This window comes from Oleidesulfovibrio vietnamensis (assembly GCF_055388115.1).
Window position 1 is genome coordinate 545,595 of sequence record NZ_AP042419.1, and the last position, 25,328, is coordinate 570,922.

Annotated in this window: 18 protein-coding genes and 2 pseudogenes; 19 read left to right on the plus strand and 1 reads right to left on the minus strand. The window is 59.8% G+C overall.

Translation table 11 applies throughout. The features are described 5' to 3' along the window. The first annotated feature begins 21 nt into the window (after positions 1 to 21). The 12 genes and pseudogenes from ACZ5D1_RS02305 (at position 22) to tnpA (ending at position 15,168) form a co-directional block, all read left to right on the plus strand. Entirely contained in the window at positions 22 to 1,584 is a 1,563-nt protein-coding gene (locus ACZ5D1_RS02305) for a sulfatase (protein ID WP_027181713.1), read from the plus strand. 70 nt (positions 1,585 to 1,654) lie between these two features. Beyond that, the gene (locus ACZ5D1_RS02310) at positions 1,655 to 2,320 is read left to right on the plus strand and encodes a Crp/Fnr family transcriptional regulator (RefSeq protein WP_011366591.1); all 666 of its coding nucleotides are present in this window, start codon (positions 1,655 to 1,657) and stop codon (positions 2,318 to 2,320) included. An 89-nt stretch (positions 2,321 to 2,409) separates the two neighbouring features. Beyond that, the gene (locus ACZ5D1_RS02315; RefSeq protein ID WP_027181715.1) at positions 2,410 to 2,721 is read left to right on the plus strand and encodes a thioredoxin family protein; all 312 of its coding nucleotides are present in this window, start codon (positions 2,410 to 2,412) and stop codon (positions 2,719 to 2,721) included. Next, positions 2,711 to 3,670 (plus strand): NAD(P)/FAD-dependent oxidoreductase, encoded by a 960-nt coding sequence (locus ACZ5D1_RS02320; protein ID WP_267878616.1) that lies wholly within the window; start codon positions 2,711 to 2,713, stop codon positions 3,668 to 3,670. The genes ACZ5D1_RS02315 and ACZ5D1_RS02320 overlap by 11 nt, the downstream gene beginning before the upstream one ends. Before the next feature lie 34 nt (positions 3,671 to 3,704). Then, positions 3,705 to 4,121 (plus strand): hypothetical protein, encoded by a 417-nt coding sequence (locus tag ACZ5D1_RS02325; protein WP_027181717.1) that lies wholly within the window; start codon positions 3,705 to 3,707, stop codon positions 4,119 to 4,121. Continuing rightward, positions 4,118 to 6,616, plus strand: coding sequence for a 2-oxoacid:acceptor oxidoreductase family protein (locus ACZ5D1_RS02330; RefSeq protein WP_011366595.1), 2,499 nt, complete (start codon positions 4,118 to 4,120; stop codon positions 6,614 to 6,616). Before ACZ5D1_RS02325 ends, ACZ5D1_RS02330 begins: the two co-directional genes overlap by 4 nt. Before the next feature lie 94 nt (positions 6,617 to 6,710). Further along, on the plus strand, positions 6,711 to 9,167 hold the full coding sequence (locus tag ACZ5D1_RS02335; RefSeq protein ID WP_041277011.1) for an acetate--CoA ligase family protein: 2,457 nt from the start codon (positions 6,711 to 6,713) through the stop codon (positions 9,165 to 9,167). 698 nt (positions 9,168 to 9,865) lie between these two features. Then, positions 9,866 to 12,025, plus strand: a complete 2,160-nt coding sequence (locus tag ACZ5D1_RS02340) for a formate dehydrogenase H subunit alpha, selenocysteine-containing (protein WP_011366597.1) — start codon at positions 9,866 to 9,868, stop codon at positions 12,023 to 12,025. Beyond that, positions 12,010 to 12,615, plus strand: a complete 606-nt coding sequence (locus ACZ5D1_RS02345; protein ID WP_011366598.1) for a 4Fe-4S dicluster domain-containing protein — start codon at positions 12,010 to 12,012, stop codon at positions 12,613 to 12,615. Before ACZ5D1_RS02340 ends, ACZ5D1_RS02345 begins: the two co-directional genes overlap by 16 nt. Next, positions 12,612 to 13,988, plus strand: coding sequence for a [FeFe] hydrogenase, group A (locus ACZ5D1_RS02350; protein WP_011366599.1), 1,377 nt, complete (start codon positions 12,612 to 12,614; stop codon positions 13,986 to 13,988). The genes ACZ5D1_RS02345 and ACZ5D1_RS02350 overlap by 4 nt, the downstream gene beginning before the upstream one ends. Before the next feature lie 10 nt (positions 13,989 to 13,998). Beyond that, positions 13,999 to 14,493, plus strand: coding sequence for a 4Fe-4S dicluster domain-containing protein (locus tag ACZ5D1_RS02355; RefSeq protein WP_011366600.1), 495 nt, complete (start codon positions 13,999 to 14,001; stop codon positions 14,491 to 14,493). A 216-nt stretch (positions 14,494 to 14,709) separates the two neighbouring features. Next, positions 14,710 to 15,168, plus strand: a pseudogene (gene tnpA / locus ACZ5D1_RS02360) (IS200/IS605 family transposase). Between the two features lie 135 nt (positions 15,169 to 15,303). Here the strand turns inward: tnpA and ACZ5D1_RS02365 are convergent. Next, the gene (locus tag ACZ5D1_RS02365; protein ID WP_011366602.1) at positions 15,304 to 16,404 is read right to left on the minus strand and encodes a glycosyltransferase; all 1,101 of its coding nucleotides are present in this window, start codon (positions 16,402 to 16,404) and stop codon (positions 15,304 to 15,306) included. Positions 16,405 to 16,509: 105 nt separating this feature from the next. Here ACZ5D1_RS02365 and ACZ5D1_RS02370 point away from each other — a divergent pair, with 105 nt between their 5' ends. The 7 genes and pseudogenes from ACZ5D1_RS02370 (at position 16,510) to ACZ5D1_RS02400 (ending at position 25,321) form a co-directional block, all read left to right on the plus strand. Further along, positions 16,510 to 17,868 (plus strand): O-antigen ligase family protein, encoded by a 1,359-nt coding sequence (locus ACZ5D1_RS02370; RefSeq protein ID WP_011366603.1) that lies wholly within the window; start codon positions 16,510 to 16,512, stop codon positions 17,866 to 17,868. Next, a complete protein-coding gene (locus ACZ5D1_RS02375) occupies positions 17,861 to 19,261 on the plus strand; it encodes a sugar transferase (protein WP_011366604.1) in 1,401 nt (466 codons plus the stop codon). The genes ACZ5D1_RS02370 and ACZ5D1_RS02375 overlap by 8 nt, the downstream gene beginning before the upstream one ends. A gap of 602 nt (positions 19,262 to 19,863) precedes the next feature. Continuing rightward, a pseudogene (locus ACZ5D1_RS02380) lies at positions 19,864 to 20,846 on the plus strand (ATP-binding protein). 9 nt (positions 20,847 to 20,855) lie between these two features. Next, complete coding sequence (locus tag ACZ5D1_RS02385) at positions 20,856 to 22,190, plus strand: vWA domain-containing protein (RefSeq protein WP_011366606.1); 1,335 nt, start codon at positions 20,856 to 20,858, stop codon at positions 22,188 to 22,190. A gap of 10 nt (positions 22,191 to 22,200) precedes the next feature. Continuing rightward, on the plus strand, positions 22,201 to 22,659 hold the full coding sequence (locus ACZ5D1_RS02390; RefSeq protein ID WP_273195077.1) for a hypothetical protein: 459 nt from the start codon (positions 22,201 to 22,203) through the stop codon (positions 22,657 to 22,659). Between the two features lie 88 nt (positions 22,660 to 22,747). Further along, on the plus strand, positions 22,748 to 25,003 hold the full coding sequence (locus ACZ5D1_RS02395) for a heavy metal translocating P-type ATPase (protein WP_011366611.1): 2,256 nt from the start codon (positions 22,748 to 22,750) through the stop codon (positions 25,001 to 25,003). After that, on the plus strand, positions 25,004 to 25,321 hold the full coding sequence (locus tag ACZ5D1_RS02400; protein WP_011366612.1) for a cation transporter: 318 nt from the start codon (positions 25,004 to 25,006) through the stop codon (positions 25,319 to 25,321). The last annotated feature ends 7 nt before the right edge of the window (positions 25,322 to 25,328 follow it).

Genomic DNA, 25,328 nt, shown 5'->3' on the forward strand with positions numbered 1-25,328 from the left:
AACGGGAGACCGGTGTATAGTATGGCTTCAGAATCCATAAAGAACGTCATCTTCATCATGCTGGATACTCTGCAGTTCAACTATCTGGGCTGCTACGGCAATAAAGAGGTGAAGACGCCTAATCTGGACCGTTTTGCCGGGGAAGGCTTTCTTTTTGAAAACGCCTACAGCGAAGGGCTGCCGACCATCCCTGTGCGCCGTGCGCTGATGACCGGACGCTACACGCTGCCTTACGGCGGCTGGAAGCCGCTGGACCCCGAGGATACCACGCTGACCGATATTCTGTGGTGCCGCGAGGTGCAGACGGCTCTGGTATACGATACGCCGCCCATGCGGCTGCCCAAATACGGCTATTCGCGCGGGTTTGACTATGTGCGGTTCTGCAACGGGCACGAACTGGATCACGAGACCTTCAGCAAGGTACCGCTTTCTGAAAAGTTCAAGCCGGAAGACTATGTTTCGCCCAACTGGCTTACGCGTGATGCGGACGGCGAACTGGACAGCTCCGGCAAATCGCTGCTGCGCGAGACGGAATGCTATCTGCGTCAGCGGCAGAAGTGGCAGTCGGACGCGGACAACTATGTGGCTGTGGTTGCCCGCGAAAGTGATGACTGGCTGCGGACCAAGCGCGATCCCGAACGTCCGTTCTTTTTGTGGGTTGATTCCTTTGACCCGCACGAACCGTGGGATCCGCCTTCGGTGTGGGAAGGCCGCCCCTGCCCGTACGATCCCGACTACACGGGCAATCCGCTGCTGCTGGCGCCGTGGTCCGAAGTGGCCGGTGTGCTGACTGAAGAAGAATGCAGGCATATCCGCGCCCTGTACGCCGAAAAGGTGACTCTGGTGGACAAGTGGATGGGCCGTCTGTTTGATTCTCTGAAAGAACAGGGGCTGTGGGACAACACCATGGTTGTGGTCACATCGGACCACGGACAGCCCATGGGCGAAGGCGAACACGGCCACGGTATCATGCGCAAGTGCCGTCCGTGGCCCTATGAAGAGCTGGTGCATGTGCCCCTGATGGTGCATGTCCCCGGTCTGAAAGGCGGTAAGCGTATCAGCAGTTTTGTGCAGAACGTGGACATATCGGCCACCATCATGGACGCGCTCGGATACTATAATACAGAAGCCCTGCATGATGCGGGGCACGAAAGCATAAGCACCTACGATGCGGAAGATATGCACGGCATCAGCCTGCTTCCGGTCATGCGCGGAGAAACGCAGACCGTGCGCGATTTTGCCATTGCCGGGTACTATGGCATGTCATGGTCTATTATAACACATGATTACAGCTATATACATTGGATAACGCGCGAGATCGACACAGACTCCATGAACAAGATATTCTACGACGGTTCCGGCAAGGGCGGTAACGCCGGCAGGCAGTCCGCCCAGCTGGAGGTCAAGGAAGAGATGTGGACCTGTGTGCCCGGTGCCGAGGTGGCATTGCCGCAGCAGGACGAGCTGTACGACCGGAAAAACGATCCGTTCCAGCTTAACAACATCATCGCCGAACAGCCGGAAAAAGCGAAAGAGCTGCTGCAGCAGCTCAAGCTGTTCATCGGCGAGCTGAGAACAACCTGACAGAAACCCGCCGCGGCAGGCAGCCGCCTGCCGCGGCGGGCATGGCGCGCAGGGCGCGCCGGAGAACATCATGGAAGATTTCTGGAGAATACGCGCCACGGACACCGCATGGAAAGGTGTGCTGCATCTGGCGTCGCCGCGCAGGTACAGCAGGGGCGAAGTGATTATCCGCGCCGGAGAAATGGTGGACAGCCTGTTTTATCTCGAATCCGGCGAAGTGCGCATGATCCGTACCAGTATGGAAGGATCGGAAAAGATCCTGATGTACATCGAGGAAGGTACTCTGTTCGGCGAAACGCCGTTTTTTACCGGTCAGCCCATCCTGAGCACGTTTGTGTGTTCGCGGCCTGCGGTTATCTGGCGCTTTTCGCGGCACAGCGTTTATGCCGACCTGCTGCCCAACCATCCGGAAATCGTCAGTTCGCTGCTGCACACGTTTGCGGCAAAGGTGAGCACGCTCAGCAACCAGTCCGCCTCGCTGGGACTGCAGAATGTGGCGGAGCGGCTGTGTACGTTTTTGTATGTCACCAGCGGCGAGAGCATATCCGGTGCCCATGGCGCCGAACTGAAACTTTCCATGAAAATGCGTGATATCGCCAACCTGCTGGGCGTGCATCGCACCACGCTGTACAAAGCCATCCGCGATCTTGAAAAAGAGGGTGTGCTGGAAAATTTTACCAGAGACAGTGTGCGCATTGCCGATGTGACGCGGTTTCTGGAAATGGTGCATAAATAACAGACCGCTGCGGCGGTTTTTTTCTCACGCAGGGGCGGGCTGCATTGCCCGGCACCTGCCGTGCGGAACATGACGGCAAGGAGCTGTATATGAGTTTGCAGACAGTGACGCCGGGCGATCTTGATGCCCGCATAGAACAGACCGCGCAGGGTATTGTGCTGTTTCACAAGGAACTGTGCCCGCATTGCAAGAATATGGAAAAAGTGCTGGCCAAATTCGGCGCCAAAAATCCCGATGTGGAACTGCTGGCCGTGGACAGCGAAGCAGACCCCGCGGTGATGGAAGCCTACGGCGTGGAGCGTGTGCCGTCGCTGGTCATCGTGCGCGGGGGGCGGGCCGTGTATACCCGCACCGGTCTTATGAATCCTAAGGAACTGACAACACTGTATCATTCAGTATAGCGCCGCGGCGCGGGGAGTACGGCTGAGCACCATGGAAACCAGACAGGTTGATGTGCTTATACTGGGCGGCGGGGTGGCCGGCATGACCGCCGCCGTTTACGCCGCCCGCGCGGGGCTGCGTGTGACGCTGCTGGAGGAGAATGCCTGCGGCGGGCTGGTAAACTGGACGCGTGTTGTCGAAAATATGCCGTCCTACATCAGCATACCCGGCATGGAACTGGCCGACCGCATGGCGGAACAGGTGGCCGCGCTGGGGGTGGATGTGGAAGAGGCCGCCTGCATTGAAGAAATATCACTCGCGGCCGGAGACAAAACTGTCGTGGCCGACGATGTGCGGTATGAGGCCCGTGCCGTCATTGCCGCCACGGGGCGCAGGCCGGTGCTGCTGGACTGTGCCGGCGACTGCTGTCAGGTGCATTACTGTGCCATATGCGACGGCAGCGCGTACAAGGGCCGGCACGTGCTGGTGGTGGGCGGCGGCAACAGCGGATTTGACGAGGCTCTGGCCCTGCTGGACACGGGTGTGGCACGGGTGACTCTGATCGAGGCGCAGGACAGGTTTTTTGCCGCGGCCGCGGCGCAGCGTGCGCTGGCCGCCCGTGAGGGTGCAGTCATGTATACCTCCACGCGGGTGACGCAGCTGCACGGGACGGATGCTCTTGAGTCCGTCACGCTGACCCGTGCAGACGGTTCGGAACAGCAGCTGCCGTGCGACGGAATCTTTGTGTTCATGGGGCAGGAGCCAAGCACGCAGCTTTTCCGCGGGCAGCTGGAACTGGACGCACAAGGCTACATAGTCACTGACGGCCTGATGGCCACATCGGTGCCCGGCGTGTTCGCGGCGGGTGACGTGCGGCCCAAGCGTTACCGGCAGATAACCACGGCCCTGTCTGACGGCACCGTGGCCGCGCTGGAGGCGGAAAGGTATATCCGCCGTACGGCGGGCTGATGCCGGTTTTTTACTGCGGTCGCCGGGCAGGGGCATGATGCGCGGCGGCTCCGGATTTTCGCGTCCTTTCCGGCTGACGCTGTATGACCCAGACCCGCGCCGGTGCCGGGCCACGGCGGATATGCTGCGTCGCGAGCTGGGCCGGCATGTGTTTCGGGACTTGCGCGGCGGCGTTGTTTCGGCCAATGTCACCGAAGTTGCCTGTTATCTGGCCATAGCCCGGCAGGGATACGCCGACAGTGTTCCCGTGCTGGAGCTTGACGGCGTTCCGCTGAGCCGGTGTCTGGTGCTGGAACCGCCTCATGTGCGCAGCTTTGCCGCATGGCTGGAGCAGCAGGCGCAAAAGGAAGACAGGGGCGGTTCTCAGCCGCCCTATCTGCAGCATTGTGGCGGCAGGTTCCCCGACAGGAGTCAGGAGAGCGAACTTATTTTTCCGGAGGATAAACCGTGAATCCCATTGAGAAACTGTGTAGGGACGAGGCCGGCAACTCTGCCGTGCTTCAGGGGAACATCGCTTTTGCCGTGGGCTGCGTGCGCGCCGGCATCCATGCCGCGGACGGTTATCCCGGCACACCCAGTTCCGAAGTGATAGATAAAGGCCTTTCGCAGGTGCAGGACATGATCACCGTGGGATGGTCCGTCAGCGAGGCCGTGGCCGCCGGTGTGGGGCACGGACATTCTCTGGCCGGACGCGACTGCGTCGTGACCATGAAAATACCCGGCCTGTATCAGGCGGGTGACATATTCACCAGCGTGGCCACCTATACCGCTGACCGCGGCGGGCTGATATTTTATGTGGCCGCCGACTATACACCCAGTTCCACGCAGCACGTCATCGACCCCCGCTACCTGTACAAAAGCTGCTTTGTTCCCGTTTTCGAGCCGCGAACCCATCAGGAACTGCACGAGTCGGCGCTGGTGGCGGTGGAAATAGCCCGCCGGTTCAATACGCCCGTGGTTATCCAGCCCAGCGGCGTGCTGTGCCACAGCGAAGGCCTCGTGCGCATGATGCCCGTCACTTCCCGCGAGCCTGCTCCGGTGTCTCCGCTGCGGCTGCAGAACTCTCTGCCCGTGTTTGCCCGCGCCAACTACGACAAAGTGATGGCCGAACGCATGCCCGGTCTGCTGGAAATGGTGGAGCAGAGCCCCCTCAATGTGCATATCAAAGGTTCGGGCAAGCGCGGTGTCATCACCCACGGCATCAACTCCATGTACATGGATGAGTACCGGGCGCTGTTCGACAAGGACATCGATATCCTCTCGCTGGGATTCACCAACCCGCTGCCCATGGAAAAAATCCGCAATTTCTGCGAATCCATCGAAGGCGAAGTTTTTGTCATCGAGGACGGCTACCGCTTTATTCAGGAAGCATGCGGTGCCGCAGGTCTGAAGGTGACCGGCAAGGAAGAATACAGCAACGTGACGGAATGGACGCCTGCCAGCATTGCGGCATTTCTGGGCCAGCAGGCCACGGCGGCTCCCCGTCCGCAGGCTGCGCCTGTGCCGCGTCCGCCCATGATATGCGCCGGATGCCCGTACCGCCTGTTCGGCGAAGTGGTTGCCCGTATGAAGCGCAAAGGCGAGATTGAAGCCGTTTTCGGTGACATAGGCTGTAATACGCTGCTGTATTTTCTGGGTGCGCTTGATACAGGCCTTGCCATGGGCGCCAGCGAAAGCAAGCGTACCGGCTATGTTCTTTCCAAGCCCGAATCGGTGAGCAAATGCATCAGCCTGCTGGGCGACGGCACAGAATGCCACAGCGGCATGGATGCCACCAGAAATGCCGTGTTCCGCAACGTGGCCGGTGTAAAGGTGGTGCTGGACAACGAATGGACAGCCATGACCGGCGGTCAGCCCGGTCCTACTTCTCCCGTCAACCTTGCGGGCGACCCCACACGGTTTGATCTTGTGGCATCGCTCAAGGCGCAGGGGGCGGAAGTGGCGCTCATCGACGCATACGACATGAAAAGCGTGCGCAAAGGGCTCAGGGCAGCGTTGAAAGCCGCGGAAGACGGCACCTTTACCACGCTTGTCATCCGCGGCACCTGTATCCGCAAGGTACCCGCAGCCGATTACGGCCAGAAGCTTATCGTGGATACCGAAAAATGCGTGCAGTGCGGCGCGTGCAATATCTGCTCGGGCATTCAGCCTGATGAAAACGGTGTGCCTTTCTGGAACAACCTGTGCACCGGCTGCGTTTCCAAGACTCCGGCCTGTCTGCAGATGTGCCCCAAGGGTGCCATAGCGGTGGATACGGAATGCAGCACCGGCGCCTGTGCCGAAAAGCCCGTACTGCCCGAAGCTCCTGAACATATCGATGTGCCTGTGCTTACCGATGCCCAGCGTCCCGCTCGTCTCAGCCTCGGCATCCGCGGTGTGGGCGGGCAGGGCAACCTGTTCTTCGGCAAGGCGCTGGCGCAGATGGCGTTCATCGCCGGTTACGGCGAAAAGAATATCCTGAAGGGCGAAACCCACGGTATGGCCCAGATGGGCGGTCCCGTCATTTCCACATTTGCCTGCGGCGACGTGCACAGCACCCAGTTTGTGCCGGGTACGGCTGATGCGCTTATCGTCATGGAGCAAAGCGAAGTGCTGCGCCCCGGTTTTCTTGATATGCTGCGCCCCGAAGGCACTGTTCTGCTGGCGGAAACCGTCATTGTGCCGCAGGGCTTCGACCCGGAAAAATACCCCACCAGACAGGCCATTGACGAGCTGCTTTCGGGCTGCAACGTGGTGCGTATAGACGTGCTGAAGATGGCCCTTGCACTGGGAGACGAACGCGGCCGCTGCGCCAACGTGGTCATGCTGGGTGCGCTCAGCAGGCTGTCGCCGTTTGACGCCTTCCCCGTTGAGGTATGGCTGCAGGCGCTTAAAAAAGTCAGCCCCCGTCCCGCGGTATGGACGCTGAACCACGCCGCCTTTCTGCAGGGGCGCACACTGGTGTAGGCCCATGTGATACCAAGGCCCGGAGTGTGACGCTTCGGGCCTTTTTTTACCCCGCAACACACTGTAAAAAATTTGAAAGAGCCTCCGCATGAGCATGACCATTCCCATTGATTATTCGCGCATAACGGATCTGTTCCGCACCGCGCGGGAAGAAGGCCGTGATTTTCTGTATGAGTACGAGGTCTACACCCTGCTTGCCAGTTCCGGAGCGGAAACCCCGCCGCGGGCGAATCTGATTCCCCGCGGGGCCAGACCCTCGGACGAGGAACTGATGGCCATTCCCGGAGACAGGGCCGTGCTCAAGATTGTCTCGCCCGCCATTGTGCATAAGACCGAAGTGGGCGGAGTGCGCATTGTGGAAAAAACGCCGGACCGCATCCGCTCCGCCATGCGGCGCATGCTGTATGAAGTGCCGGAGAATTTTGCCGCCTGCATAGAACGCGACCCCGACCATGCCCCGCTGCCGTACAGAGGCCTGCGCGGAGAAACATTACAGGCTGCCATCAGCAGAGACCTGAAGGGGGTACTGCAGGTACAGTTCATGCCGCCGGATTCCGGTGCGTTCGGCAATGAACTTATTGTGGGCCTGCGGCGCACGCGCGAGTTCGGAACTGTGATAAGCGCCGGTCTGGGCGGTACGGATACCGAGCTGTATGCCGAGCGCTTCCGCAAAGGGCAGGCCGTTGTGGCCGCGTCCACCCAGCTGACGGACGAGGATGCTTTTTTCGAGCTGTTCCGCAAAACCATTTCGTATCGCAAGCTGGCCGGTCTGACACGGGGACAGCAGCGCATTGTCACCGATGAACAGCTGGTGGAATGCTTCGGGTCGTTCATCCGCATGGCACGTTATTTTTCCGACGCCAACCCGCAAGCGCCTTTTGTCATTGATGAGCTGGAAATAAATCCCTTTGCATTCAGTGATTACCTGATGGTGCCGCTGGACGGCCTGTGCCGTTTCAGTGAACCGGCACAGCCGGCCAACGTCCGGCCCGTGGCAAAAATAGACAGACTGCTGCACCCGCGGTCGATCGGTATTGCCGGTGTTTCAGCTTCCCGCCGCAATTTCGGGCGTATTATTCTGGAAAACGTGCTCAACGAAGGTTTCGGGGCTGAAAACGTCACGGTGTTCCGTCCCGGTGCTGCTCCGGGCGATACACAGGAAGGCGTACGCGTGCTGCCGGAACTGGCCGCGCTGGGGCTTGATGCGGCAGGCGGCAAGGTGGCGCCGCAGAATGCGCTTGATCTGTTTGTAGTGGCTGTGGGGGCACAGCAGGTGCCCGATATGGTGGATGAGATCATCAGACTGGGGGCTGCCCACAGTGTTATGCTCATACCCGGCGGCATGGGTGAAACAGAAAACAGCCGTGAACGTGCGGCGCGCGTCATAGCGCGCATCAACGATGAACACGGCAGGGGCGACGGCGGGCCGGTGTTTCTGGGCGCCAACTGCATGGGGGTGGTTTCCCGTCCGGGCCGGTATGATACATGGTTCATTCCGGAGCAGAAACTGCCCAAGGACAGAAGCGGCACCTGCCACAGGGCCGCGCTTGTCAGCCAGAGCGGCGCGTTCATGCTGCACCGCAGCAGCCAGTGCCCCGAACTGAAACCCGCCTATATGATATCCATGGGCAACCAGACAGACCTGACGCTGGGAGACATGGTCACATATTTCAAGGACAGCGATGCGGTGGATGTCATCGCTGTATACGCCGAAGGATTCAATGATCTTGACGGGCTGGCATTCTGCCGCGCTGTGCGCGAAGCTGTCATAGCCGGAAAGGAAGTTGTTTTTTACAAGGCCGGGCGCACGCCGGAAGGCCGCAGCGCCACCAGCGGACACACTGCTTCGCTGGCCGGCGATTATATGGTCTGCGAAAGCTGCGTACGTCAGGCCGGAGCCATTGTTGCCCGCACCTTTACCGAGTTTCAGGAGCTTTTTCTGCTGGCGGAGAAGCTGTACGGCAAAAAAGTGCGCGGCACCCGGCTGGCGGCTGTGAGCGGAGCGGGCTTTGAGGCCGTGGGCATGGCGGACTCCATCCAGTCCGATGATTACCGCATGGAACTGGCGTCGTTTTCCGCTTCAACAGTGGCAGCCATAAGCGAACTGCTGCGTGGCAAAAAACTCGATGCGCTGGTTACGGTAACCAACCCGCTGGACATCAATCCCGCCGCCGATGACGAAGTGCACGCCGAAGTGGCCCGCCTGCTGGCGGCAGACCCCGCTGTGGACGCCGTTGTCATCGGACTTGACCCGCTGTCACCCTCGGTGCACACGCTGGACAGTCCCGATGTGCCGGATTTTTCCATTCATGAAGAAGGTGCCGTGACACGCCGCATCATACAGGTGGCTGCCTGCAGTGATAAGCCCGTGGTGGGCGTGGTGGACGGCGGCAGGTTGTTCGACCCCATGCGGGCGCAGGTGCTGGCCGGCGGAGTGCCGGTGTTTTCCGTATGCGACAGGGCTGTCTCTTCACTGGCTGTGTACATAGAAGGCAGGCTGCGGGCGGACATACTGCGGGCCTGTGTCCATGACAACAGCTGCAACGGCTGACGGAGGCACTCTGTCCGGCCTGTTGACATTCAGCGGCCGCGGCATCAGTCGCGGCCGCATTTTCATGGAACTGCGGACGGAGTGGCATGCTGTGTAAAGCCGATGTGACAGTGGCGGCCAGTGCGGCCGGTGCAGCCGGTGTGTGCTGCACAAAACCATTCCGTTGTTCTGTGTTCCCGCGCATACGGTCACGTTTCTGCTTCCGGCGGCGCTGCAGACACTCTTTGCCGCCCTGCCGGGCATAGTGCGGGGGGCTGCCTGCCATGGCTGCCCTGCGCAGTCCCAAAGCGCGGTCTGATTTTTTTATATCTCTCCAGTCGGCCTTCACGGGCGGCGCGGGCTGTAAAGACGCCTGTGCCGCCCTTTTTATATGCGGCACGCAAGTCCGTCACGGCATGGAGCAGTATCCGTGCGTGCGGTACCTGATGGCGTCTGTACCGGCGTTACCTTTATTTTTTGCCGTAAACACACATGTACTTTATGATTGATAGTCAAGATGAATGGCGTGAGTGCATGCTTGAACTGTGTTCATGCAGCAGTTTTTTACAATGCATAAAAATGACTTGTCCTTTTTATCTGTACGGGAGTAAGGCAGGCGTGTCCGTAAGCCAAGTGTAAAATGCGGCTGCTACGGAATGCAACAGCAACGCCGGAATGCAGTTACTGCTTTCCGGCATACTGCGTACAGGTGGTAAAAGATGAAAGAAGTATTAACAACGTGTCCTTACTGCGGTACAGGGTGCGCTTTTTACCTTCAGGTGCATGACGATACTGTGACAGGAGTCCGTCCGGCCGTCAGCAACACGGTGAATAAAGGCAGGCTGTGTTCCAAGGGGCATTTCGGCTTTGATTTCATTCACCATGGTGACCGGCTGAAAACTCCGCTTATCCGCAGGGATGGCCGGCTGGTGCCCTGCAGCTGGGAAGAAGCCTACGATTGTATCACATCGCGGCTTTCAGAGATTATCCGTCAGAGCGGGCCCGATGCCGTGGCAGGGTTCAGTTCCGCCCGTTGTACCAACGAAGAAAATTATCTGATGCAGAAGTTCATGCGTGCGGCCGTCGGCACCAATAATGTCGACCACTGCGCCCGTCTCTGACACGCTCCCACCGTGGCCGGTCTGGCCGCAGCATTCGGAAGCGGAGCCATGACGAATTCCATTGATGAACTGGAGAGCATGGGGGCCGGCGATGTGATTTTTGCCGTGGGTACAAACACCACGGAATGCCATCCGGTCATAGGGGCCAATATGCTTCAGGCCGTGCGTCAGGGGGCCCGTCTGGTGGTGGCCGACCCGCGCGCCGTTACGCTTGCGGCGCACGCCGCGGTGTGGCTGCGTCTGCGTCCCGGCACTGATGTGGCGCTGCTGAACGGCATTGCTCATGTGATTATTTCCGAAGGTCTTGCCGACGAGGCATTCATCGCGCAGCGCACCGAAGGATATGCGGCGTTCCGCGAAACCGTGCTGCGCTGCACGCCGCAAAAGGCATCGGCAATCACAGGCGTACCGGCGGACGACATCCGCTCCGCGGCACGCATTCTGGGCTGCGCCGCCAACGTCTCCACCTATTACACCATGGGCATCACGCAACACACCTCCGGCGTGGACAATGTGCGCGCCGTGGCCAACATCGCGCTGCTTACCGGTAATGCGGGGCGGCCGGGTACAGGGGTCAATCCGTTGCGCGGACAGAACAATGTGCAGGGCGCATGCGATATGGGTGCCCTGCCCGATGTTTTGCCCGCGTACCAGCGCGTGACCGACCCTGCCGTGCGTGAGCGCTTTGCGGCCGCGTGGGGCAGAGAAGTTCCCGGAAAGCCGGGGTTGCGCATACCTGACGTGCTGCACGGGCTGGAACACGGCACTGTGCGGGCTTTGTATGTTTTTGGTGAAAATCCCATGCGCAGCGATCCTGATGTGGGCCATGTGGAACACTGTCTGGACGCTGCGGAGTTTCTGGTGGTGCAGGATATTTTTCTTACCGAGACAGCCGCAAAGGCGCATGTGGTGCTGCCGGGAGCGTCCTTTGCCGAAAAGGACGGCACGTTTTCCAGTACCGAACGCAGGGTGCAGCGCATCCGCAGGGCGGTGCCCCCCGCAGGCGGCAGCCGCCCGGACTGGCAGATACTCAGCGAGCTTCTGACCCGTATGGGGGCAGGGCCGGAGTATGGTTCGCCGGAGGAAATATTTGACGAAATGCGGGCGCTGACCCCCAGTTACGCAGGCATAACCTATGCCCGTCTGGAAAAGGGCGGCCTGCAGTGGCCTTGCCCGGATGTTGATCATCCGGGCACGCCGGTGCTGCACCGGAACGCATTTATGCGCGGCCGGGGGGCTTTTCTTGCCGTGGAGCACCGTGAACCGGCGGAACTGCCGGATGACGCGTATCCGCTGATGCTTACCACCGGAAGGGTTGTTGCCCATTATCATACCGGCACCATGACCCGCCGCTGCTGGGGGCTGAACGGCGTGGCCCCTGAAGAGCAGGTGGAGCTGCATCCTGACGATGCGGCGCCTCTGGGGATAGCCGACGGCGATATGGTGCGGCTCACTTCGCGCCGGGGCAGTATGACCGCGCGGGTGCATGTGACCGAAAAAACCATGCGCGGTCTGGTCTTTGTCACATTCCACTACAGCGAAAGCTGCGGCAACGTGCTGACCAACAGCGCGGCAGACCCTGAAACAGGCACCGCGGAACTGAAAATATGTTCGGTGCGCGTGGAAAAAGCAGACCGGCAGGGCCCCTGTCCGGCGGATACCGCCGGACGGCGGCCGGAGGCGGCTGCTCAGAAACACTATTCCGAACCGGCGGTGCATCCTGCCGGAACACCGGAGAAAATATGCAATCCCAGTTGAGTGATTTTGTGGTGGCAGATGCTTCGCGCTGCATAGGCTGCCGTGTGTGCGAGGTGGCCTGCGCCGTGGCGCACACCGCTACAGGCAAGGAACACCCCGTGGCCGGCAATCTGGACAGCCCGTTGCTTCCCCGTCTGTATCTGGTGCGCACGCCGCTGGCCACAGCCCCTGTGCAGTGCCGTCACTGCGAGGATGCCCCCTGCGCTGCAAGCTGCCCCGCAGGTGCCATCAGACGTAAGGACGGCGCACTGGTGGTGGAAGAGGCCCGCTGTGTGGGCTGCAAGACCTGTATGCTGGCCTGCCCGTTCGGCGCCGTGGAACTGGTGCCTGTATACGCGCAGGGTCGTGCCGTCATGCAGACCGTGCAGACAGAGGACGGGGGTGTATGCACGGTTTCTCCGGTCATGGTGGCCGTCAAATGCGATATGTGCACCGGCAGGCAGGCAGGACCGGCGTGTGTGCAGGCCTGCCCCCGCGGCGCTTTGCGCATGGCCGCGGTGAGTGATCTGCGCCGCAGACGCTGCGCGCAGGCTGCGGCCGGACTGGCAAAATACGTGACGGCATTGCATCCGGAGGACGGAAGGTCATGAATGGACAGCAGAATGTGATACGCATTGACAGCGATATATGCACGGGCTGCGGCCGGTGCAAAGATGTCTGCCCCGTGGGGGCGGTGGAAGGGGTGCAGGGGACGCCGCACAGTATCAGAGAGGATGTCTGCGTATTGTGCGGGCAGTGCGTGCAGCAGTGCAGTGCTTTTGCCTCTTTTTACGAACAGCACCCTGCCTGCATTGCCGAAAAGAAGCGGGAAAGAGGCCTTTTTGTTTCGGAGGCAGCACCGCTTTTTGCCGCATGGCACACGGGGGATGCACCGCGGGTGGCCGGTCGTCTGGCAGAAGGCTGCCACAGCATGGTTCAGTGTGCGCCAGCCGTGCGTGCTGCCATCGGCGAAGAGTTCGGTATGCCTGCGGGGGCGCTGACCCCCGGAAGGCTGGCCGCAGCATTGCGCAGGCTGGGATTCGACAGGGTTTACGACACCAATTTTGCAGCCGACCTGACCATAATGGAAGAGGGCAGTGAGCTGCTGCAGCGTATGGAAGGCGCCGGACCGCTGCCCATGTTCACGTCGTGTTGCCCCGCATGGGTCCGTTATGCCGAACAGCAGTTCCCCGACCTGCTGGAACATCTTTCATCCTGCAAGTCTCCGCAGCAGATGGCCGGAGCCGTTTTCAAGTCGTACGGGGCGCAGCTGGACGGTGTGGACCCGCGGCAGGTTTTCAGCGTGGCGGTGATGCCCTGTACCTGCAAAAAGGCAGAAGCGCAGAGACCCGGGATGGAGCATGACGGGGTGCGTGATGTGGATGCGGTGCTGACCACCGGCGAGCTTGCGGCCATGCTGCGTCAGGCGCACATAGATTTTGCCGCTTTGCCCGACGAGCCGTTTGACCGGCCTCTGGGCAGCTACTCAGGTGCCGGGAACATTTTCGGACTGACCGGCGGAGTGATGGAAGCCGCGCTGCGTACTGCCTATGAACTGGTGACCGGAGAACCCGTGCCCTGCACGGAACTGGTGTATGTGCGGGGCGGCGAAGGAATCCGGCACGCAACCCTGACCATGGACGGCCGCACCTTCCGCGTGGCTGTGGTGGCCGGATTGCAGCATGTGCGTCCGCTGCTGGAAGCCGTGCGCGCGGGTACCTGTGATGTGAATTTTGTGGAGGTGATGTGCTGCCCGCAGGGCTGCATAAGCGGCGGGGGCCAGCCCAAAGTGCTGCTGCCTTTTCAGCGGGATGAGGTGTATGCCGCGCGCAAGGCGGCGCTGTACCGCCACGATGCCGAGCTTGCCTGCCGCAAATCGCATGAAAATCCGCAGGTGCAGGCGTTGTACCGTGAATTTCTGGGCGAACCTCTGAGCCATGTTTCGCACAATCTGCTGCATACTGTTTACGGCCAGACGCGTTAGGGAGGCTAAGATGAATGCTTTTATTGTGGCGGACCCGCGCCGGTGCATCGGGTGTGCCGCGTGCGAGGTGGCGTGTGCCGCGGCAGCGGCAGGTCAGTCCGTGTTTGCCCCCGGGGGACAGGCAGCCGTATTCAGCCCCCGGCTGCATCTGGTGGCGGAAGCTGCGGTTACAGCGCCGGTGCAGTGCCGGCAATGTGCCGATGCTCCCTGTGCGGCAATTTGTCCGCGCGGAGCCATACGGATGGCGGAGGGCGTGGTCACCGTGGACAGCGGGCTGTGCATCGGCTGCAAAATGTGCATGGTGGCGTGTCCGGTGGGGGCCATTGAGGTGCGGGGCGGCAGGGCGTCCAAGTGTCAGCTGTGCACGGACCGTCCGGAAGGTCCGGCCTGTATGCAGGTGTGCCCTGCGGAAGCATTTACGCTGGTGCGTGCGCAAACCCTGCGCGCCGAACTGGTACGCCGCAGAGCGGCCGGAGTATGCCCGGCTGCTGATGCGCGGCTCTGACAGTAGGTCGGGCTGTAATGCCGGATGCTGTCTGATGTGCATTGAACGCCGTATCCTGTAAAAGGATACGGCGTTTTTTGTATGCAGAAAACCCCCCGCTAGGCGGGGGGGTCCGTAAAGCTTAAAGCTATAGAGATATTAGTAAAACTCCTTTTGATTTGCTAATTAATCCCTGCGGTCTGGCAACTGCAGGTGGCAAATCAAAAGGAGGTCACAATGGGTGACGCTAAGAGTTTAGCCCACACAAAATGGAACTGCAAATATCACGTAGTGTTTGCGCCAAAGTATCGGCGGCAAGTTTTTTACGGGGAGAAGAAGCGCGCAGTGGGTGAGATATTGCGCAAACTGTGTGAGTGGAAAGGCGTACATATAGTCGAAGCAGAATGCTGCCCCGATCATGTACATATGCTTCTTGAAATACCGCCAAAGATGAGTGTTTCAAGTTTTATGGGATACTTGAAAGGAAAAAGCAGTTTAATGTTGTATGATCAATTTGGCGATCTGAAGTTTAAATACCGGAATCGCGAGTTTTGGTGCCGTGGATATTATGTAGATACAGTTGGAAAAAACAAGGCAAAGATACAAGATTACATTAAGCATTAACTTGAGCATGATAAGCTCGGTGATCAATTATCCCTTCCATATTCTGGAAACCCGTTTACGGGTCGCAAGTAACAGAAATGCAGATGCCAGACGAACGTGCGCCTGCTAGGGCGCTGCTAGTAAGAAAGCCTTACAGGCGCATATGAAGAACCCCCAGCTATGCTGGGGGGTACCTTTTTTATTTGCGGCCGGTAGGGTGCGGCAGGGTTACCAGACTGTGCCGGACAGGGCGTCGCCGATAAGTTTTTCCATACGGGTGCGGAAAAACGGGGCATCCCATGCGGCAGCATGTGCGGCGATGTCAGCGGCTGAAAAGTCCACCCCGCTGGATTCAAAGCGGCTGATGGCTTCTGCCAGACATTGCGCGGTCTGCTGCCCGAAAAACAGTCCCGTGCGGTTGTCCTGCACCGTTTCCAGCGCGCCGCCTCTGCCGTAGGCAATGACAGGAGCGCCTGAAGCCATGGCTTCCAGCGGTATGATGCCGAAGTCTTCCGTTCCGGGAAAAATGAGTGCCTTGCAGCGGGAGTAGTGGTCTGCAAGTACGTTGTCCGGCTGGCGCCCCATGATGTGCACCGTAGGGCCGGCCATGCGGCGCAGCATCGGTTCCATGGAGCCGCCGCCTATGACGACAAGGGGTTTTGCCAGCGCGTTGCAGGCCTGCACGGCAAGCTCGGGCCGCTTGTAGGGTGCCAGTTCGCCGGCATACAGATAAAAATCGTCGCGTTGTGGAGAGTATGAAAACTGTTTTACATTCACTGGAGGATGTATAATGCGGCTTGCCCGCCTGTAGCATTTGTCAATGCGTTTTGCTACGTACTGCGAATTGGCGGCAAAGCGGTCAACCCTGTCTGCTGATGCTCTGTCCCACAGGCGCAGGTAATGCATCACGGGTGCAGTTAAAAGACGCTTTATCCGGCCGCTCTGCTCCATATAGTCGTGATACATGTCCCACACATACCGCATGGGGCTGTGGCAATAGCACAGATGCAGTGTATCAGGCGAGGTTATTATTCCTTTGGCAGGTCCGGATTCGCTGGAAATGACCAGATCATAGCCGCGCAGGTCCAGCTGTTCGAGAGCCAGAGGCATGAGCGGCAGGTAGTACTGGTACAGTCTGCGCGCGCGGGGCAGACGCCCGATGAACGATGTGTGTATGCGGTGGCGGGTAATGACGGAAGACGCGAACTGCGCGGGGTCGTACACATGCGTGTAGATATCCGCATGGGGAAACATGTGACAGAGTTCTTCAAGAACCCGCTCCCCCCCGCGTCTGTTGACCAGCCAGTAATGTACAAGTGCAGTTTTCACAAAGCATATATACCGGTTGTGAACAAGGGCGTCTAGTGTTCGCTGTACAAGATTTCTTATAAATGTTAGTGGGCTGAACGCTAACCCCGACTGTTGGAGTCTTCGATGCAAGAAACTGGTTCCTTTGGTGAACAGTATGGCCGCTCTGGCACGCAAACGGTGGCACGCGCTGCCGCTTTTTCCGCGTCTGCCCTGCGCCGGCTGAAAGTCTGGCTCGGGCAGGAAAAGATTGTGGCGCAATCGTATGCCCTGCTGCGTGTTGTTTTTTTTGCCGGTTGTCTGCTTTCTCCGCTGGGCAAGGCGTTTCAGGTGGGTGCCGGTGTTGCCGGACTTGTTCTGCTGGCGGCGTATTACACCGGCGGGTATGCCCGTTCCAATCTGGCCCGTCTGCCGTTCCGCTGGATTTTCGCCGTTTTTTTTCTCTACCCGTTTGCGGCGACGATTTTTTCGCAGTGGCCGGGGCACAGCTTCGGATATACAAAACATATTCTGCATGAATCATTTCCTTTGTTTTTTATGGGATTGGAATGCATCAGGTCGCCCCGTGACATGCGCACGGCGGGTGTGTGTCTGCTGCTGGCAGTATTCGGGCAGGGGGCCGACGGCATGTGGCAGTTCGTGACGGGGTACGATCTGATTAACGGTACCCCCGTAACTGTTGACGGCAGGCTGACAGGATCCATGGGGACATACCGCGTGGGCAATTATCTGGCCATCGCCATGGTGCCGGCACTGCTCACGTTCTGGGCTCTGCCCCGAAGCCTGTCCGTCCGGTGGCGCAGCCTGTTTGTGGCCGCTGTTTCCGTCCCTCCGTTTTTTGTGCTGGTCATGTCGCAGACGCGCAGCGCCATGCTGGGGCTTGCCGGTGCGTTATACTGCTATGCCGTGCTCTGTCTGCGTGTGCACCGCAGGCTGCTGATGGTGCCGCCTGTGCTGCTCGGTATTCTGCTGCTGGCAGGGCCGGACAGAATCCGTCTGTCCACCGCGCTGCGTGACGGCCGCTGGGAGCTGTGGGAAGCGGCATGGCGTATCTTCCGCGAGCATATGTGGTTCGGCACGGGAGCAAGCACTTTCAATCCGGCGTTTAACAGCATGGGCATAACGCTTGTCATCAATGACAACACCATTCCGCATCCGCATGGTATTTTTGTACAGTTTCTTTCAGATGGCGGCATTGCGGGTTTTCTGCTGCTTGCCGGTGTTCTGGCGGGTATAGGTTTTATCTGGTGCGGCATCCGGGTATGGAAAGGTGTCCGTGCGGCAGACGTGGATGAAATCCGCTACTGGCGTATGGCCGGTCTGTTGTGGGCGGGGTTTGCCGCATATCTCGGAACCGGTGTGTTCGGCCATAATTTTTACCGGACATGGTGGCTTGCCATGGGACTTATGATGTTTGGGTGTATCATGGGAGCGGTGGTTTCCGCCGGCAGGTGCACCCGCGGGGAGGCTGTGCCCCATGAATGAGGGATGTACGCTGCAGGGCGGTTGCCGGCTGATGACTTCCGGCATGCGTATGACGCTGCTGATGCTGGCATCGGATATCTTTGCACTGGTCTGCGCCATCGGGGCCGCTGTGGTGGTCCGGTATCTGTTTGACGGGCAGTTTCATATTTCCTTTTATCTGCGGTGTGCGCCGGTGGTGGTGTTTTTTCTGGCGGCATATGCCATGCGCGGGCTTTATCCCGGAGTACTGATGGCTCCTCATGAGGAACTGAAAGGCCTGACACTGGGTACAACATTGATTTTCTTCTTTCTCATCACCACCACCTTTTTTTTCAAAGCCAGTGAAGAATTTTCGCGTCTGGTGATGCTGGGCGGATGGCTGGGGTCGGTCATTCTGGTGCCGTTCTGCCGTATTGCCGTGCGCCGGCGGTTTTCACGCCGGCCGTGGTGGGGGATTCCCGCCGTGATATGGGGGGCAGGAGCCGACGCCGACACATTGGCCGGGCGCTTCAGTAAAGACCGGCGGCAGGGGATCAGCGTGCTTGGCACGGTGCAGCCCGATGATGCAGGCGATGACCGCCTGCAGCCGCTGAGAGAGTACGCCGCCATGCGACCGCAGCCCATGCTGGTGTGCACGCCTGAAAGTCGCGATTTGTTTTTTTCCGACGAGGTGCTGCGTATCGAGGAATTGTTTGAGCGGACGCTGGTCATGCCGCCCAAGGCTTTCGATGCACTTAATGTTCAGGTGCGCGATGTGGGGGGTGTGCTTTTTTTCCAGATGCAGACCAAACTGCTCGACCCTGTGCGCCAGCGGCTTAAGCGGACACTGGACCTGACGGTCATCATGCTGGCGCTGCCCGTGCTGCTGCCGGTCATGGCGGTGCTGGCCGCCGCGGTGCGTCTGGAAGGGGGCGGACCGGTCTTTTATTCACAGCCGCGCATCGGACGGTGGGGCAGACACTTCAGAATCATCAAGTTCCGGACCATGGTGTGCAATGCGGATACGGTGCTGCAGCAGCATCTGGCGCAGCACCCCGAACTGGCCGAAGAATGGGCTGAAAATCAGAAGCTGCGCTGTGATCCGCGTATAACCGCCATTGGCGGCTTTTTGCGGCGTACCAGTCTGGACGAACTGCCGCAGCTGCTTAATGTGCTGCGTGGTGAAATGAGTCTGGTGGGGCCCCGGCCCATAGTGGATGCGGAAGTACCGCGTTATGGCGAGGCGTTTGAACTGTACAAGCGCACTCTGCCGGGCATTTCAGGCTTGTGGCAGATATCCGGACGCAATGACACGACGTATGAAGAGCGTGTGATGCTGGATACCTATTATTCACGCAACTGGTCGGTGTGGATGGATCTGCATGTGCTTTCACGCACATTGTGGGTGGTTATTAAACGCAGCGGTGCATACTAGCTGCGGTTTTGCATGCGGACTGTGACAAGCCCCGCCGGTAACCGGCGGGGTTTTTTTCGTGGTGCGGCAGTCTGACCGGATGCGTTGTCCGGCAGGCGTGCTGCAACGTACGCTGCGCACAGTGCTGTGCACTATGCGCCATGGCACGCCGTTTTTTTCTCCCCGCTGTGCAGGCGCAACTCCGTACGGTGTCAGAGTTCTTTCCGGCTTTTTCAGGGGTTCCGGTGCAGCGGACGTGGCCGTCCGGCATGGCAGGAGAGCTTTGCGGCGGGTGCGGAGGCTGTGCGGTCTGCCTGCAGCATTCCGGAACTGTGGTATGTGCAGGCAGCATCCTGTCATGTTTTGTGCTGGCGGCAGTCTGGCTGTGTACGCGTACCGCCCTCAGTCATGCATATGCCGTCCGCATGCCTGCACCTGCAGTCCGGCACAGACGTTTTTAGCGTAATACCCGCAATGGTCTTGCCGCGGGCACCATCTGCACGGGCGTATCTTCGGGTTGACTCTGAAATTGGTTTTCAATATCAGTCTTGAAAGAAGAACGTCCGCCTTTGAGTTGCCGTGTGTTCTTCAGTTGAAAATGAAATTTATAGTCAGGAGGCGCAATGCGTCCTACGGAAATAAAAAAGGCTCTGGAGCTGCTTGTTCCTCTCGGGCAGCCCGCCTTTGTATGGGGTGCCCCCGGAGTGGGAAAAAGTCAGATTGTGGCCCAGACAGCCCGCCTGCTCGGCCGCGAACTGGTGGACCTGCGGGCGGTTCTGCTCGATCCTGTGGATCTGCGCGGTATTCCCAAGATAGGGCAGGATGATGTGGCCCGCTGGTGTCCGCCCTCGTTTCTTCCCCGCTGCGGCAGCGGCATTCTTTTTCTGGACGAGCTTAACGCGGCACCCCGCTTGTTCAGGCGGCCTGTTATCAGCTGGTGCTGGACAGAAAGCTGGGTGAATACGAACTGCCCGCGGGGTGGACTGTTGTTGCCGCGGGTAACCGCGAGTCTGACAGGGCGGTCACGCACAGAATGCCTTCCGCCCTTGCCAACAGGTTTGTCCATCTCGATTTCGAGCCTTCGGTGGAGGACTGGATAGCGTGGGCGCAACAGGAAAACATGCCCGAAGAACTGGTGGCGTTTATCCGTTTCCGGCCGTCCCTGCTGCATTGTTTTGATCCGTCCGGACCGGAAAAGGCTTTTCCTTCGCCGAGAACATGGGAATACGCCGGCCGTATAGTGCAGAGCCGTCCGGAGGAGGCACTGGAGTATGCCCTGCTTAAAGGTACCGTAGGAGAAGGAGCGGCAGCCGAATTTACCGGTTTCTGCCGTCTGTGCCGCGACCTGCCCGAACCGGAAGCGGTGCTTGCGGCGCCCGACTCGGCTCCGGTGCCCGAAGAACCGGCCGTGCTGTATGCATTGTGCGAGGCGCTGGCACGGGCCATGAACCCCGCGACCATGGACGGGCTGGTGCGCTACGCTTCCAGACTGCCTGCAGAGTTCGGCGTGCTGCTGGTGCGGGGAGCGGCCGCGCGTGACAAAGCCGTGCTCGATTCCGGAGCCTTCACCCGCTGGGCCACTGCCAATGCGCAGGTGCTTTTTTAAGGGGCCTGTATGTCATATTCCGCAGCCGTGGCAGAGTGCCGTGCGCGTATGGTCAAAGCCCGCATACGGCTTGTCATGGCCCATCCCTTTTTCGGAACACTGTGCCTCAGAATGAATCCGGAGCCTGACATCCGCTGCCGCACCGCATGGACTGACGGTACGCGTCTGGCTTTTAATCCGTACTATGTCAGAGGACTGTCCGACGCCGCTTTGCAGGGATTGCTGGCGCATACGGTGATGCATCCTGCCTGCCAGCACCATATGCGCCGCGGCAGACGTGATGCCGACCTGTGGAACAGGGCCTGTGACTATGCCATCAACTGGGTGCTGACAGATGCCGGCATCACGCTTCCTCCCGGATATCTTGATGATTCACGGTATCGCGGGCTGAGTGCCGAAGCGATTTATGCCGAGCTTTCGGCGGGCATGGGGGGCGACGGCATGCGCGGAGACAATAACACCGCCGACGGTCCCGAAAAGGAAGAGACGCAGGCGGATGAAGGCGCTGCCGCGCAGGCGCAGACCGGCGACGGTGAAGAATCTTCCGGCAGTGATGAAGGAGCCGGTGCAGAGCAGGGCGACGGGGCAGAGGTTCAGCCTTTGCCACAGGATACCGGTGACGACCATGATGCGTCGCAGGGGGATCCCGGCGGTTCGGGCGAGGTGCGCGATGCCGTTTCGGACAGCGGATCGTCGAGTCCTGCGGGTACGCCCCCCGCTGATGAAAACTGGCTGGTGGCACTGGCGCAGGCGGCGGAGCAGGCCCGCGGCAGCGGTGATCTGCCCGGCGGGCTTGAACGCCTTGTCCGCACGGTGCTTGCACCTTCACTGGACTGGCGCATGCTTCTCGACAGATTTCTGCAGCACCGTGCCCGCAACGATTATACATGGTTTCCGCCCAGCCGCAGGCATGTGCACATGGGCATGTACCTGCCGTCGCTGGCGCAGGTCAGTCTGGCAGAGGTGATACTTGCCATTGATACGTCGGGCAGTATCGCCCCCCGTGAACTTGACCTTTTCGCTGCGGAGCTTTCGTCGCTGCTGGAGCAGTACGAAACCACCGTGCGTGTCATTTTCTGCGATACGCAGATAACAGGAGAACAGGTGTGCGGCAGGCAGGACCTGCCGCTCAGTCTGGCGCCGGAAGGCGGCGGCGGAACAGATTACCGTCCCGTCTTCCGCCATGTGGATACCATGGGATATCTGCCTTCCTGTCTTGTATATCTCACCGACCTTGAGTGCATGCATTTTCCGGAGGACGAGCCGCCTTATCCTGTGTTGTGGGTGCAGACCGGCGGGCAGGAAAGGTCTGTTCCTTTCGGCGATATAATTCACATGCACTAGGAGAGCCTGCATGATTATCGAATGGCGTATTGTTAAAAAACGGGGGAATTACCGGCCCGAGCTCTGCTACAGCATCACGCTGGAACCGTTCGAACGTGAACTGGCGGTGCCGCAGGTGCTTATGGAAAGTTCCATCCCCTGTCCGCCCTGCGAATGGGAGCCGCATTGTCTGCCCGGAACCCATGAGCGTGCGGGGCGGCAGCCGGGCGTGTACAGACTGTATACGCCTGACCACAAGCGTGGCGAAGCAACGGGAAGACTGCGTCTGCCCTGGCGGGAAGAACAGCAGTATCCGGAGGTCGAAGCGTCATTCAGGGAGCTGCGCGCACGGTTCGAGGTGGTGCTTAAAAATGCCTATGACAGCGCTCCGGCTGATATTTCGGGCTGCCTTGAGCTGACGCAGGCCACCCGCAGCCATATTGCCTGCGGGGTGGTGCGGCAGCAGTTTCTGCAGGTGATGGGACTTTAAAGCACAGTCGATAACTGAGGTCAGCCATGAGAATGAAAGCCAATGGCCTGCGTTGACAGTATTATCGCATATGCAGCATAGGATAACTGTGAAAAATAGAGTCCGGATAAAACATAGTGTTGCGGGGCGTGTGCGTTTTTATGTGCAGGCACTGCGCCGTAATGACATACTGGCAGATTCCGTGTGCAGTGCCATGTTGCAGTACGACGGCATAGAGCATGTGCGCGCCAATACGGCCTGTTCAAGCCTTGTGGTGTTTTTCGTACCGGCACAGATGTCGGTGCACGATGTGACAGCCGGCCTTGAAGCCGTGATGGCGCAGAACCACGCTGCGCGGCAGCCGGTGTGCGAGCCTGCCTGCGCCTCCGGCTTATGCGGGGGTGTTGCCTGCAGGACAACGCGTACCGGATGCGATCCCGTGCGTCCCGCCGCCCGTAAGTTCGCTGTTCTCAGCGCGCTGATGGGCGGCGTTTTTGTGCGCCGGACAGTGCTGGGGCTGCCCCTTGCCGTCACCGCCTTCAGTCCGCTGGGGCTTGTGACCGTTGCTGCCTGCGTGCCGTTGTTCCGTCAGGCGTACAGGCAGATACGCCAGCGGCGGTTTACGCTTGAAGCATTTTTAGGTGCCAGCTGCGTGGCTGCCGTGGCTGCGGGAGAAGCTGTCACCGCGCTGGAGGTGCTGTGGATAAATTCCGGTGCGGATCTGCTCAAGGCATGGATCACGGAGCGTTCGCGCAAATCCATCTCCGATATTCTTACGGTGACGACACACCATACGTTTGTGCTGGTGGACGGTGTGGAGGTTGAGGCGGATGTGGCCTCGCTGCGCTGCGGCGATGTGGTGGTGTTCCATACCGGAGAAAAAATTTGTGTCGACGGCGAAATAGTGGACGGTGAAGCCCTGATTGACGAATCACCCATAACCGGCAGGCCGGATTTTGTGCCGCGCACGGTGGGAGACGAGGTGCTGGCCGGTGTTTTTGTGCGTCAGGGAGTAATTTACGTCAGGGCGCGTTGCGTGGGCGACCGCACCTATCTGGCGCGCATGCTGCGGCGGGTGGAAGACGCACTGGAGCACAGGGCACCCATCGAAGGCGCCGCGGACAGGCTGGCAGCCCGTCTGGTAAAGCTGGGATTTGCCGCCACGGCGGCCACATTTGTATTCACCGGCAGCGCATGGCGGGCGTTCACTGTCATGCTGGTGATGGCCTGCCCCTGTGCAACGGTGCTTGCGGCGTCCACCGCGGTCAGTGCGGCCATGAGCGCCGCTGCACGCCGCAATATATTGATCAAGGGCGGCCGTTATCTGGAAGAGGCAGGCAAGGCCGATGTGGTCTGCTTTGATAAAACAGGCACTCTGACCGGCACAGCGCCGGTGCTTGCCGACATGGTCGTGTTTGCTTCTGAAAACACCGCGGGCGCGGCCGGACAGCCTGAAGACCTGCTGCTGCGTCTTTCCATGTCCGTCGAGATGCACAACCACCATCCGCTGGCGCAGGCCATAAAGGCCGAAGCGGAGCGCAGGGGGCTGCAGCCGGAACCGCACGCCGTATGCGAATATTTTCTGGGCAAGGGAATGCGGGCGGAAATCGGCGGAGACGAGGTGCTGGTGGGCAACCGAAAGCTGCTGGAGCAGTTCGGCGTGGCCACCGGCAAGGTTTCCCGCAGGGCGTCCGTGCTGCGCAAAAAAGGGCTGACGGTGCTCTATGTGGTGCGCGGCGGTGAAATTCTGGGTCTTCTGGGCTTTGATAACCAGCTGCGTCCGGAAAGCCGTGCCGTGGTGCAGCGCCTGAAAGCATGCGGAGTGCGGCGGGTTGTCCTTGTGACCGGCGATGAGGAGAACACGGCGGCGGAACTCGCTTCCAGACTGGACATCGAAGAGGTGCATGCCTCCGTCATGCCGGAAGAAAAAGCTCTTATTGTGGAAAAACTGCAGGCTCAGGGAGCTTCTGTGCTGATGGTCGGTGACGGCATAAACGATGCGCTGGCGCTTACCGGGGCTGATGTGGGCATAGCCATGGGAGCCATGGGGTCTGAAGTGGCCATAGAAGCGGCAGATATCGCACTTGTGACCGATGATCTGCAGGGAATTACCTATGTGTATTCCCTCAGCACGGCCACCATGCGTGTCATCCGTCAGAATTTCTGGATTGCCACCGGTTCGAACCTGTTGGGTGCGGCACTGGGCGCGGCGGGTATTCTTTCGCCTGTCATGGCCGGTGTGCTGCATATCGTGCATACGCTGGGCGTGCTGGGCAATTCATCGCGGCTGCTGCGCCATGAGCCGCCGGCGCTGTCAGATTTGCCGGGCAGCGCGGCAGAAGCGGCATCTGCAGGAGACAGATAGATGGATCTTGAATTGATAATGCGGCTGCGGCGCCATTTCGGCATAGCGCATCATATTCCGGGCAGACTGCGCGTGAAGTTCAGCCTTTCGCTGCTTTCAGACCCTCAGGCCCGGCCGCTGCTCGATGGTGCCGCCGCTGGCGGTCTGCCCCCCGCGGTGCGCGATGTCAGGGTTAACCCCGCGGCACGCACCGCTGTCATCGAATATGACGCGGCTGCCATCAGGCCCGCACTGCTTGACGAGGCATTCCGCACGCAGGACGGCGCGCGGTTTGAGACATTGATGCAGGAACTGAAGGACAGCCTGAAGGCTGCCTGACACATAC

What these genes read in the sequence shown, in the direction of transcription:
- ACZ5D1_RS02370 (WP_011366603.1), top strand. Translation starts at nt 16,510, where the DNA reads ATGCAAGAAACTGGTTCCTTTGGTGAACAGTATGGCCGCTCTGGCACG.
- ACZ5D1_RS02315 (WP_027181715.1), top strand. Translation starts at nt 2,410, where the DNA reads ATGAGTTTGCAGACAGTGACGCCGGGCGATCTTGATGCCCGCATAGAA.
- ACZ5D1_RS02385 (WP_011366606.1), top strand. Translation starts at nt 20,856, where the DNA reads ATGTCATATTCCGCAGCCGTGGCAGAGTGCCGTGCGCGTATGGTCAAA.
- ACZ5D1_RS02400 (WP_011366612.1), top strand. Translation starts at nt 25,004, where the DNA reads ATGGATCTTGAATTGATAATGCGGCTGCGGCGCCATTTCGGCATAGCG.
- ACZ5D1_RS02350 (WP_011366599.1), top strand. Translation starts at nt 12,612, where the DNA reads ATGAATGGACAGCAGAATGTGATACGCATTGACAGCGATATATGCACG.
- ACZ5D1_RS02335 (WP_041277011.1), top strand. Translation starts at nt 6,711, where the DNA reads ATGACCATTCCCATTGATTATTCGCGCATAACGGATCTGTTCCGCACC.
- ACZ5D1_RS02325 (WP_027181717.1), top strand. Translation starts at nt 3,705, where the DNA reads ATGATGCGCGGCGGCTCCGGATTTTCGCGTCCTTTCCGGCTGACGCTG.
- ACZ5D1_RS02390 (WP_273195077.1), top strand. Translation starts at nt 22,201, where the DNA reads ATGATTATCGAATGGCGTATTGTTAAAAAACGGGGGAATTACCGGCCC.
- ACZ5D1_RS02310 (WP_011366591.1), top strand. Translation starts at nt 1,655, where the DNA reads ATGGAAGATTTCTGGAGAATACGCGCCACGGACACCGCATGGAAAGGT.
- ACZ5D1_RS02375 (WP_011366604.1), top strand. Translation starts at nt 17,861, where the DNA reads ATGAATGAGGGATGTACGCTGCAGGGCGGTTGCCGGCTGATGACTTCC.
- ACZ5D1_RS02355 (WP_011366600.1), top strand. Translation starts at nt 13,999, where the DNA reads ATGAATGCTTTTATTGTGGCGGACCCGCGCCGGTGCATCGGGTGTGCC.
- ACZ5D1_RS02305 (WP_027181713.1), top strand. Translation starts at nt 22, where the DNA reads ATGGCTTCAGAATCCATAAAGAACGTCATCTTCATCATGCTGGATACT.
- ACZ5D1_RS02345 (WP_011366598.1), top strand. Translation starts at nt 12,010, where the DNA reads ATGCAATCCCAGTTGAGTGATTTTGTGGTGGCAGATGCTTCGCGCTGC.